Here is a 10,382-nt window from a genome sequence, read left to right as displayed (position 1 = left end):
TCAACAAAATACTCGAGCAGCCCCGCGGCTAATTAATAATAATCGACGGCGACGCGGCGCAGCAGTCGGGACGGGTCGAGCGAGTCGGCCCGGGTCTCGAACACCCAACCGTCACCGGCGGGCACGAACCGCGCACGCAGCGCGTCGTGACGATCGGTCAGCGCGGCCACGGCCGCGCTCAGCGCGGCCTCGGTGATGCCGTCGGGAAGGGTGAGTGCGATCGCCTGGAAGAACGCGTCGGGGCCGCCGCGGTCGAGCATCGAATGCACGATCGGCGTCAGGGGCACCGCCCCGATGCCGCCGCCGTCAAGCTCCACCAACGCCGCGACGTCCGAAGCCTCTACCGGGACCGCGATCTTCGCGATCTCGGCAATGGTCTTGCGTTCGAACACGTCACGGGCCGAGAAGCGCAGCCCGCGCTCCTTGGCCCGCGCGACCAGCTGAATGGCGATGATGCTGTCCCCGCCGACGGCGAAGAAGGAGTCGTCGACACCCACGCGCGGCGCGCCGAGCAGTTCGGCCACGACCTCCGCGATCGCCTTCTCGGCGGCGGTCACCGGCTCGCGGTACTCCTCCGCTGCCGCACCGAACACCGGGATCGGCAAGGCGCGCCGATCCAGTTTGCCCGCGGTGGTCAGCGGGACTCGGTCGATCACCATCACCACGGACGGCAGCATGTGTCCGGGCAGGAACTCCCCGGCCCGCGCGATCACCGCGGCCGGGTCCACGGCGTGCCCGGTCCGCGGTCGGACGTAGGACACCAGTGCGATCGCGCCGTTGCTGCGCTCGTGCGCGATGGTGACGGCGAAGTCGATTCCGTCCTGTGACGTCAACGCCGCGTCGATCTCACCGAGCTCGATCCGGAATCCGCGGATCTTGACCTGATGGTCGGCCCGGCCCACGAACATCAACTCGTGATCCGGCGTCCACCGGACCTCGTCGCCGGTCCGGTACATGCGCGATCCCGGCTCCTCGAAAGGATTCGCGACGAATCGCTCCGAGGTCAGGCCGCGCCGGTCGTGGTAGCCGCGGGCGAGCGCGGGACCGGCCAGGTACAGCTCGCCGATCGCGCCCACCGGCACCGGGCGCAGGCGGCGGTCGAGCACCAGGGCGCTCGCGCCCTGGATCGGCGCACCGATGGTGATCCGGTCGGCCTTCGACAGCGGCCGCCCGGTCGTGATGACGATCGTCGTCTCGGTCGGCCCGTAGCTGTTGGTGAACCGGCAGACGTCGGCGAAGTTCCCGACCAGATCCGGGGTGCAGACGTCACCGCCGACCACCACCGCGGTCAGGTCGGCGAGCCCGCTCGGGTCGACCGACCCGAGCACGGTCGGCGCGGAGATGATGTGCGTGACCCGTTGCGACCGAAGCAGATCCACGAGATCGTCGCCGCCGTAGACCTCGGGCGGAGCGACGACCATGGTGGCGCCGGCGCTGAAGGCCTGCACCATCTCGAACACGGAGGCATCGAAGCTGGCGGAGGAGAAGCGCAGCACACGGGACGACGAGGTGATGCCCAGCTCGGGGCGCGCGGCGGCCGCGAAGTTGGCCAGTCCGGCGTGGGTGACCACCACGCCCTTCGGCAGACCGGTGGATCCCGAGGTGTAGATGACGTATGCGGGGTTGCCGACGGCGAGGTGCCGGCGGCGGTCCGCATCGGTGACCGGATCCGTTGGCAGACTGGAGAACCGGGCAGCCGTCGCGGCGTCGTCGGTGACCAGCCAGTCGACCGAGGACGGCAGTGCCGCGCGCTGCGCGGCGGTGGTGAGACCGACCAGCACACCGGAGTCGGTGACCATGTGCAACTTGCGGTCGACCGGCAGTTCGGGGTCGATCGGCAGGAAGGCCGCACCGGACTTGGCAACCGCCCACACGGCGACGAGCGCCTCGACCGACCGCGCGAAGGAGAGTGCCACGAAGGACTCCGGTCCGACGCCCCGCTGCACGAGCAGTCGAGCGAGCTGGTTGGACCGGGCATCGAGTTCCCGATAGGTGACCCGCTCGTCGCCGGCGAGGATCGCGATGCCGTCCGGGTTCGCCGCGACGCCGTCGGCGAGCAGGTCGGGCAGCAGTCGCGGGGCGCCCGCTGCCGGTCCGCGCAGCGGCACCAGCTCGGCGCGTTCGTCGTCGTGCAGGACGTCCAGTTCCGACACCGGCGCCGCGCCGTCCGCCCCGGCGAACTGGGTCAGGTACTCGAGGAACCGGGCGTGGTGGCCGTGCAGGTCCTCGCCGGTGTACAGGTTCGGGTTCGCCTCGAAGTCGATGTGCGGCCGACTGCCCGCGACACTCGGATAGATGTTGACCGACAGGTCCTCCACCGGGCCGGTGGTCAGCACCCGCATCCGTCCGAGCGCCGAACCGAGCCGGATCTCGCTGTGGAACATCATGATGTTGATCGCGGGACCGAAGAACCCGCGACTGCCCGCCCCGGACCCCAGTCCGCGGCGGATGTCCTCGTGCCGGAAACGCTGGTGGCGCAGCGCACCGGTCAGTTCCAGCTGGACCTGGGAGACCAGTTCGGAGACCGTCGTCTCGTTGTCGACCTGGACCCGAAGCGGGATCACGTTGGAGACCATGCCGCCGGACCGGCGCATCTGCGCGGTGGTCCGCGCCGACACCGGCAGGCTCAGCGCGACGTCGCTCTCACCGGTGAGCCGAGAGAGGAAGGCCGCTACCGCCGCGATGGCGATGGGGGTGAACGCCGACTCGTGCATCTCGATGGCGGACTCGGTTGCCACCGGCATGGGCCCGCCCGCCACCAGCGAGAAGGCGCCGACCGCCGCCGTGCTCGAGGCGAGGCTGATCGGCTCGGGCAGGTTCTGGGTCCGCTCCGCCCAGTACTCGCGGTCCTTGGCGAACCGGGTGGACTCGCGATAGCGCGCCTCGTCCTCGCAGATCTCGCGGACGGGACTGGCCTTGTGTTCGGCTGCCTGCACGCCCTCGACGGCGGCCGTGTACAGCTCGGCGACGCGGTTCATGTAGGTCATCGCGCCGAACCCGTCGAGCGCGATGTGATGGATCCGGGCGTACCAGTACTGGCGGTCCTCGCCGATCCGCAGCACGGCGGACTCGATCAACCGGTCCGTCAGCAGGTCGATCGGGGCGCTGTACTCGGCGCGCATCCAGTCCTCGGCCGCCTGCGCCGGGTCTGCCTCCGACCGCAGGTCGACGAGCTTCATCTGGTCGTCGAGGGTCTCGTCGACGACCTGGGCCGGCTCACCGTCGTGTTCGACGATGCGCAGCATCCCGGTGCCCAGCTCCCGTGAGGCCCGCGCCCCCGCGGTCCGCAGGGCTTCGACGTCGAGGTCACCGACCACCTCCACACACTGTGCGATCGTGATCGGCACGTCCGGGAGGAGGTGTTGCGCGAACCAGATCCCGCGCTGCGCGGCCGACAGCGGGAAAGCCTCGGCGCTGCTGCCCGTGCTCGCCTGGGGGTGTGCGGGAAGGTGGGCGGACTCACGGACAGAGTCACGTGCAGGAACCACGGGTAGAACCTCTCGAGATTAGTGCTGAGCCCCCAGGAGACTCTCGCAGTTGCGCAAGCGTCCAGCTTACGGGGGCAATGTGTGGTTTTTCGCAGGCGAACAGTCATGGCCAACGGCGAAGACGGGGCACGCGGATCGGCACGTATCCGTGCGCGACAGTACGAGACCTGACGGCGTTCCGGGCGAAAATCGTTCAATTGTCCAGTTCCGGATCGTTCGACTCGAGCATCCGGGCGATCGGCGGATAGTCGCTGGTCACGGTGCCGACATCCGCCGGTCGGCAATCCGTCACCCGATGCCGGAACGGACGGACGCACGCGGCACGGTCGGCGCGGTCCGCCTAGAATCGGAGTCGACCTCGCCCGCCGTCAGTCAGGAGTCAGCCTGTGCCCGTAGCGCCCGATCCCAACCCGTCTTTCGCGGCGTACGCTCATCCGGAGCGGTTGGTGACTGCGGACTGGCTCGGTGGCCACCTCGGCTCCCCCGACATCAAGATCGTCGAGTCGGACGAGGACGTCCTCCTCTACGACGTCGGGCACATCCCCGGGGCGGTGAAGGTCGACTGGCACCTGGACCTCAACGACCCGGTCACCCGCGATTACATCGACGGCGAGGCATTTGCGAAGCTGATGAGCCGCAAGGGCATCCGGCGCGACGACACCGTGGTGATCTACGGCGACAAGAGCAACTGGTGGGCCGCCTACGCGCTGTGGGTGTTCACTCTGTTCGGGCACGAGGACGTCCGGCTGCTCGACGGCGGTCGTGACGCATGGATCGCGGAGAACCGCGAGACCACCCTCGACGTGCCGGAGAACGAGCCGACGGACTATCCGGTCGTGCAGCGGGTCGACGCCCCGATCCGGGCGTTCAAGGACGACGTGCTCGGCCACCTCGGCACCGGACCCCTCATCGACGTGCGCTCCCCGCAGGAGTACACCGGCGAGCGCACCCACATGCCCGACTACCCGGAGGAGGGTGCGCTGCGCGGCGGCCACATTCCCAGCGCGGTGTCCATTCCGTGGGCCAAGGCCGCGGCGCCCGACAGCCGGTTCCGGTCCCGGGCCGAGCTCGAGGGGATCTACGGCGCCTTCGCCCCGACGGACGACGTCGTCGCCTACTGCCGGATCGGCGAGCGGTCGAGCCACACCTGGTTCGTGCTCACCCACCTGCTCGGATACGAGAACGTGCGCAACTACGACGGTTCGTGGACCGAGTGGGGCAACGCGGTGCGGGTGCCGATCGTGCGGGGCGAGGAGCCCGGAGAGGTCCCGGCCACGGTATGAGCCTGCCCGAATCGCTCGCCGAGATCGTCGACGACTTCGCCGCCGTCGGGCCTCAGGAGAAGCTGCAGCTGCTGCTCGAGTTCAGCCGGGAACTTCCCGACCTTCCGCCCGAACTCGAGCAGGCCGCGATGGAGCCCGTGCCGGAGTGCCAGTCGCCACTGTTCCTCGCCGTGGACGCCGGCGACCGGGAGCACGTGCGGCTGCACTTCAGCGCGCCGCCGGAGGCGCCGACCACCCGGGGGTTCGCGTCGATCCTGCATCAGGGTCTCGACGGGCACAGTGCCACCACGATCCTGGACGTGCCCGGCGACTTCTACGCCGCGCTCGGCCTGGCGGACGCGGTCAGTCCGCTGCGCCTGCGCGGGATGTCGGCGATGCTCGCGCGCATCAAATCGCACCTGCGATGAACTACTGGTCAGTAGTGTTTGCGGGGCGGGCGAGCCCCAGAGACCGAATTCGCTAGCCGATTACATTGTGGTGTCGGCCGGTGCCTACACTCCGAAGCAATGCCCGAACACAACGAGCCGGGTCAGACCCCCGGCAGGGGATCCATCAGCGGCTACCCCTTGCGACCAACAGGAGGCTCAGTGCCCAGTCATGCCAGCGCGCACATCACCAAGGTGCTCGTCGCCAACCGCGGCGAGATCGCTGTGCGGGTCATCCGAGCTGCGAAGGATGCCGGATACGGCAGCGTCGCCGTCTACGCCGAGCCCGATGCGGACGCACAGTTCGTCAAGCTCGCGGACGAGGCCTTCGCCCTCGGCGGCCAGACCTCGGCCGAGTCGTACCTGGTCTTCGACAAGATTCTCGACGCCGCGAAGCGCTCCGGCGCCGACGCCATCCACCCCGGCTACGGCTTCCTGTCGGAGAACGCCGACTTCGCACAGGCCGTCATCGACGCCGGGCTGATCTGGATCGGCCCGTCCCCGCAGTCGATCCGCGACCTCGGTGACAAGGTGACCGCCCGGCACATCGCCGAGCGCGCGAAGGCGCCGATGGCCGCGGGCACCAAGGACCCGGTCAAGAACGCCGACGAGGTCGTGGCGTTCGCCAAGGAGTACGGCGTCCCCGTCGCGATCAAGGCCGCCTTCGGTGGCGGCGGCCGCGGCATGAAGGTCGCGCACACCATCGAGGAGATCCCGGAGCTGTTCGAGTCCGCGACCCGTGAGGCCATCGCCGCCTTCGGTCGCGGCGAGTGCTTCGTCGAGCAGTACCTCGACAAGGCCCGCCACGTCGAGGCGCAGGTCATCGCCGACATGCACGGCAACGTCGTCGTCGCCGGCACCCGCGACTGCTCGCTGCAGCGCCGCTTCCAGAAGCTCGTCGAGGAGGCCCCCGCGCCGTTCCTGACCGACGACCAGCGCTCGCGGATCCACAACTCCGCCAAGGCGATCTGCCGCGAGGCAGGCTACTACGGTGCGGGCACCGTCGAGTACCTCGTCCAGGGCGACACCGTCTCCTTCCTCGAGGTCAACACCCGCCTGCAGGTCGAGCACCCCGTCACCGAGGAGACCGCCGGCATCGACCTGGTCCGCCAGCAGTTCCGGATCGCCAACGGCGAGGCCCTCGAGTTCACCGAGGACCCGACCCCGCGCGGCCACTCGTTCGAGTTCCGCATCAACGGCGAGGACGCCGGCCGCGGCTTCCTGCCCGCCCCCGGCCCCATCAGCACCTACCGCGAGCCGTCGGGCCCGGGTGTGCGCGTCGACTCCGGCGTCATCCAGGGTGACGTCATCGGCGGCCAGTTCGACTCCATGCTCGCCAAGCTGATCGTCACCGGCGAGAACCGCGAGCAGGCCCTGCAGCGCGCCGCGCGCGCCCTGGCCGAGTTCGAGGTCGACGGCCTGGCCACGGTCATCCCGTTCCACCGGCACATCGTCGAGAACCCCGCGTTCATCGGCAACGGCGAGTCGTTCGAGGTCTACACCAAGTGGATCGAGAACGAGTGGGAGAACACCATCGAGCCGTACGCGGGTGCGGGTGCCGCGGCCGACGAGGACGAGGCGCTGCCGCGTCAGTCCGTGGTCGTCGAGGTCGGCGGCCGTCGCGTCGAGGTCTCGCTGCCCGGCCAGTTCTCCCTCGGCAACGGCGGTGCCGCAGGCGGGGCCGTCCGCAAGAAGCCGAAGGCGCGCAAGCGCGGCGGCGCAGGCGGCGGCGCGGCGTCCGGTGACGCCGTCACCGCGCCGATGCAGGGCACCGTCGTCAAGGTCGCCGTCGAGGAGGGCCAGGAGGTCGCCGAGGGCGATCTGATCGCCGTGCTCGAGGCGATGAAGATGGAGAACCCGGTCAACGCGCACAAGGCCGGCATCGTGACCGGTCTGGCCGTCGAGCCCGGCGCCGCCATCACCCAGGGCACCGTGCTCGCCGAGCTCAAGTAGTCGTCGCAGTTCCGTTGCGCCCCCTGGCCGCTCACGCGGCCGGGGGGCGTTTGCGTTGTGTGCGGGTGCGGTCCGTCGCACTAGGCTGTGGCCATGGCAGAACCCCCCGAGATCCGGATCGGTACCGCCGAGCGCGAGCAGGCGCTCGAGCAGCTCGGCAAGCACTTCAGCGACGGCAGGCTGACCGTCACCGAGTTCGACGAGCGAAGCGGACTGATCACGTCCGCGACCACGCGCGGCGAGCTCGTGCAGGTCTTCGCGGACTTGCCCGCGGAGCCCGAGACCACCACGGTCGACCCGGAGCTGCCCGCGCCCGCCGACGGAGACTCCGGTCCGGACTGGGCCGGACGCGTCATGGCCGTCGTCCCGCTGATCGCGCTGGTGCTGTTCTTCGTCACCCATTCCTGGCTGTGGTTCCTCGCGGTACCCATCGCCGGTGCGCTGCTGTACGGCGGCGACCGCGAACGAAGGAAGCGCTCCCGCGGGCGCGATCGCCGAGGCCGCGACTGATGGAACCGATCGAGGTCAACGCCGGCGCCTGGTACCTGCGAGCCCTGCGCGCCGACGACCGGGTGGACGACCGGCCCGCGCTCGCCGACGGCGGTGTCACGGACCCGGACTACGTCGCCACCCGTACCGCGCAGTGGGCGGCCGACGAGCACTATTCGTGGGCGGTGTGCCAGCCGAACACCGGCGAACTGCTCGCCGAGGTCGTCCTGACGCCGGCCGGGTCCGACGCTGCCCTGACCGGCTGGGCACGGACCGGACACGAGGACGCCCTCGACACCGCGCTCGAGGTGATCTCGCGGTTCGCCGAGGGCGCCCTGGGGTTCACCGTCAGTCGCGGGTGAGCAACCGCTCGCGGAGCGAGGCGAGGGTGGTGTCGGGCAGGCCGAGCCCGGTTGCGAAGTAGTTCTCGATGCCGCCGAAGTCGATGCGCACCTGGTCGAGCGCGGCCTCGAGGTACACCCGCCGCACGCCGAGGATCGGCAGCAGGATGTCCGGGTTGCCGCCGGCGGCACGGAACGAGTCGAAGACCGGCTCGAACGACGGGAGCAGCTGTTCGTTGGTGAGCAGGTATTCGGTGAAGACGTCCGCCTCGTCTACCCCGAGCAGCAACAGCAGCGACGCCGAGGCCCAGCCGGTCCGGTCCTTGCCGGTGGTGCAGTGGATCAGGGCCGGGGTGGTCGGGCCGTGCGCCAGCTCGGTGAACAGCGCCCGGTAGGACGCGACGGCGCTGGGCAAGGTGATGAAGTCGCGGTAGCTGCCGAGCAGGTACTGGTTGGTGTCGCCGGTGCCGAGCAGCCTCTCCGCGAGGGCCGGATCGGTGAGGATCCCCTGCATCATCGCGGGGGCCGCACCGGGGTCGGTGTCGGCGAGCACGTCGAGGGCGATCTCCTTGGCGCCCTGCGGAACCCGGTCGGGCAGCAGCTCGCGCTCGGCCGCCGTGCGCAGGTCGAACACCGCGGTGATGCCGAGCGCGTCGAGCGCGGCCACGTCACCGTCGGCGACCCGCCCGAGGTCGGTGGACCGGTACACCACGCCGGAGCGCACCCGGGCGCCGTCGGCGGCCGCGTAGCCGCCGAGGTCGCGCAGGTTCGGGACCGACGAGATGGGGATGGGGGCGCCGATGGGCGTGGTACTCATACCTGCACGGTAAACCACGATCGCGGCCCCCTCTCAGGCCCGCCCACGATTTCGTTCGATACTTGAACGAATCTCCTGGATACCGGCCTTCTCGTCGACCAGTCGCGCGATCGCCGCATCCAACTGGCGACTCCGCTCGTCGAGCTTGACCAGTGCAGCCTCGAGTTCGGCCGCCGGCGTGTCCGGCTCGTCGCCGCACACGACGTGCAGCATCGAGGAGGCCTCGGCCAGCGACAGACCCGACGCCAGCAGGCACCGGATGTCGTCGACGGTTTTGGCGTCCTCGGATCGGTAGCGGCGGTAGCCGTTGGCGTCCCGACCGGGCGAGAGGACGCCGGCGTCCTCGTAGTGGCGGAGCATTCGTGCGGTCGCACCGGTGACCGCACTCAGTTCGCTGATCCGCATTCGGGCCTCCACCTTGACATTGACGTTAATGTCATACTTTACCTTGGCCGCATGACGAACGAAGCGAGTCGGCCGAACGTAGTTCTCGTGGTGGCGCACCCGGATCAGGAGTCCGCGACCTGGGCCATCGGCCGCGCGATCGAGCAGGGGATCCGAACCGACGGAACCGCGACCGTGACGACACACGACCTGTCGAGATCGGGATTCGATCCCGTGTTCGGCGAGCAGGATCTCGCGCACTACCGCGGTCGCGCGACCGTTCCCGCCGACGTGCTGCGCGAGCAGCAACTCCTCGATACCGCGGAGGTGGTCGTCCTCCTCTTCCCGGTGTACTGGTGGGCTATGCCCGCCCTCGCCAAGGGCTGGGTCGACCGGGTCTTCACGCGGGGCTGGGCCTACGACGACGGCCCCGGCGGCGGTCCGAGCGCGATCAGGGCACTGCACTTCGTCGGGGTCGCCGCCGTCGACGAGGGCTCCTACGATCGGCGCGGATACAAGGAGTCGATGACGACCCAGATGCAGCACGGCATCGCCGGGTACTCGCGAATCGAGGACGCGTCCGTGCAGCTGCTCTACGGCGCGGAGACCGCGGACCCGCACGTGCACGAGCAGCTGGTCGCCCAAGGTCTCGAGATCGGCGCCGAGATGGCCCGGCGCGCGCAGCTCGTGTTCGACCGCGACAACGACGTCACTGTCCCCACGCCCCCGCCACCTGCCGGGTGGCGGCGTTGAGGCGATTCCAGAGGTTCACCGTCGCGATCGACAGGATCAACGAGGCGAGTTCCTGCTCGTCGTAGTGGTCCGCGGCCTCGTCCCAGATCTCGTCCGGCACCGCGTCGGCGCGATCGCTGAGCCGGGTGACCGCCTCCGTCAGTGCCAGGGCCGCACGCTCGGCGTCGGTGAAGTACGGCGTCTCCCGCCAGGCCGCGACCGCGAACACCCGCTCGTCGGACTCGCCCTCCTTCTTCAGCTCGCGGGCGTGCATGTCGACGCAGACGCTGCAGCCGTTGATCTGGCTGGCGCGCAAGTGGACCATCGTGTGCGTCACCGCCGGCACCGTGCCCTTCGCGCTCACCTTCCCCAACGCGAGCAGGGCGTCCATCGCATCGGGAACGACCATCGCCGGGTTGCCCATTCGTGCCTGCATAATGACTCCTCCAGTGTTGTCCAGGTTTTCGTCC

At 69.7% G+C, this 10,382-nt stretch carries 10 protein-coding genes; 6 read left to right on the top strand and 4 right to left on the bottom strand.

Annotated features, from left to right (window positions below; all coding sequences use genetic code 11):
* Positions 1–32 precede the first annotated feature (32 nt).
* Positions 33–3,488 (bottom strand): amino acid adenylation domain-containing protein, encoded by a 3,456-nt coding sequence (locus ACFXGJ_RS03570; protein ID WP_378616547.1) that lies wholly within the window; start codon positions 3,486–3,488, stop codon positions 33–35.
* A gap of 386 nt (positions 3,489–3,874) precedes the next feature.
* Between ACFXGJ_RS03570 and ACFXGJ_RS03565 the strand changes: the two genes are divergently transcribed.
* The 5 genes from ACFXGJ_RS03565 (at position 3,875) to ACFXGJ_RS03545 (ending at position 8,000) form a co-directional block, all read left to right on the top strand.
* Entirely contained in the window at positions 3,875–4,771 is an 897-nt protein-coding gene (locus tag ACFXGJ_RS03565) for a sulfurtransferase (RefSeq protein WP_378616545.1), read from the top strand.
* Complete coding sequence (locus tag ACFXGJ_RS03560) at positions 4,768–5,178, top strand: SufE family protein (protein ID WP_378616543.1); 411 nt, start codon at positions 4,768–4,770, stop codon at positions 5,176–5,178. Before ACFXGJ_RS03565 ends, ACFXGJ_RS03560 begins: the two co-directional genes overlap by 4 nt.
* A 180-nt stretch (positions 5,179–5,358) precedes the next feature.
* Entirely contained in the window at positions 5,359–7,149 is a 1,791-nt protein-coding gene (locus tag ACFXGJ_RS03555) for an acetyl/propionyl/methylcrotonyl-CoA carboxylase subunit alpha (protein ID WP_378616541.1), read from the top strand.
* A 93-nt stretch (positions 7,150–7,242) separates the two neighbouring features.
* Positions 7,243–7,659 carry a DUF1707 domain-containing protein gene (locus ACFXGJ_RS03550; RefSeq protein WP_378616539.1) on the top strand — a complete coding sequence of 139 codons (417 nt, stop codon included), beginning with the start codon at positions 7,243–7,245 and terminating at the stop codon, positions 7,657–7,659.
* Positions 7,659–8,000 carry a hypothetical protein gene (locus ACFXGJ_RS03545; RefSeq protein ID WP_378616537.1) on the top strand — a complete coding sequence of 114 codons (342 nt, stop codon included), beginning with the start codon at positions 7,659–7,661 and terminating at the stop codon, positions 7,998–8,000. The genes ACFXGJ_RS03550 and ACFXGJ_RS03545 overlap by 1 nt, the downstream gene beginning before the upstream one ends.
* Here the strand turns inward: ACFXGJ_RS03545 and ACFXGJ_RS03540 are convergent.
* Both ACFXGJ_RS03540 and ACFXGJ_RS03535 read right to left on the bottom strand, forming a co-directional pair.
* Positions 7,987–8,796: a tyrosine-protein phosphatase gene (locus tag ACFXGJ_RS03540; protein WP_378616535.1), complete on the bottom strand. Its 810-nt coding sequence runs from the start codon at positions 8,794–8,796 to the stop codon at positions 7,987–7,989. The genes ACFXGJ_RS03545 and ACFXGJ_RS03540 overlap by 14 nt on opposite strands.
* Before the next feature lie 33 nt (positions 8,797–8,829).
* Positions 8,830–9,201 carry a MerR family transcriptional regulator gene (locus tag ACFXGJ_RS03535; protein ID WP_378616533.1) on the bottom strand — a complete coding sequence of 124 codons (372 nt, stop codon included), beginning with the start codon at positions 9,199–9,201 and terminating at the stop codon, positions 8,830–8,832.
* A gap of 51 nt (positions 9,202–9,252) precedes the next feature.
* Between ACFXGJ_RS03535 and ACFXGJ_RS03530 the strand changes: the two genes are divergently transcribed.
* Entirely contained in the window at positions 9,253–9,933 is a 681-nt protein-coding gene (locus ACFXGJ_RS03530) for an NAD(P)H-dependent oxidoreductase (protein ID WP_378616531.1), read from the top strand.
* Here ACFXGJ_RS03530 and ACFXGJ_RS03525 read toward each other — a convergent pair.
* Complete coding sequence (locus ACFXGJ_RS03525; RefSeq protein WP_378616529.1) at positions 9,890–10,348, bottom strand: carboxymuconolactone decarboxylase family protein; 459 nt, start codon at positions 10,346–10,348, stop codon at positions 9,890–9,892. The genes ACFXGJ_RS03530 and ACFXGJ_RS03525 overlap by 44 nt on opposite strands.
* Between the last annotated feature and the right edge of the window lie 34 nt (positions 10,349–10,382).

The sequence above is a fragment of the Rhodococcus sp. NPDC059234 genome, from assembly GCF_042754225.1.
GTDB lineage: Bacteria > Actinomycetota > Actinomycetes > Mycobacteriales > Mycobacteriaceae > Rhodococcus_G.
The sequence above is the reverse complement of the archived record's forward strand: the minus strand, read 5'-3'. Positions and strand labels throughout refer to the sequence as shown.

Coding starts and splice junctions, on each gene's coding strand:
- ACFXGJ_RS03560 (WP_378616543.1), top strand. CDS start 4,768: ATGAGCCTGCCCGAATCGCTCGCCGAGATCGTCGACGACTTCGCCGCC.
- ACFXGJ_RS03550 (WP_378616539.1), top strand. CDS start 7,243: ATGGCAGAACCCCCCGAGATCCGGATCGGTACCGCCGAGCGCGAGCAG.
- ACFXGJ_RS03545 (WP_378616537.1), top strand. CDS start 7,659: ATGGAACCGATCGAGGTCAACGCCGGCGCCTGGTACCTGCGAGCCCTG.
- ACFXGJ_RS03540 (WP_378616535.1), bottom strand. CDS start 8,796: ATGAGTACCACGCCCATCGGCGCCCCCATCCCCATCTCGTCGGTCCCG.
- ACFXGJ_RS03535 (WP_378616533.1), bottom strand. CDS start 9,201: ATGCGGATCAGCGAACTGAGTGCGGTCACCGGTGCGACCGCACGAATG.
- ACFXGJ_RS03530 (WP_378616531.1), top strand. CDS start 9,253: ATGACGAACGAAGCGAGTCGGCCGAACGTAGTTCTCGTGGTGGCGCAC.
- ACFXGJ_RS03525 (WP_378616529.1), bottom strand. CDS start 10,348: ATGCAGGCACGAATGGGCAACCCGGCGATGGTCGTTCCCGATGCGATG.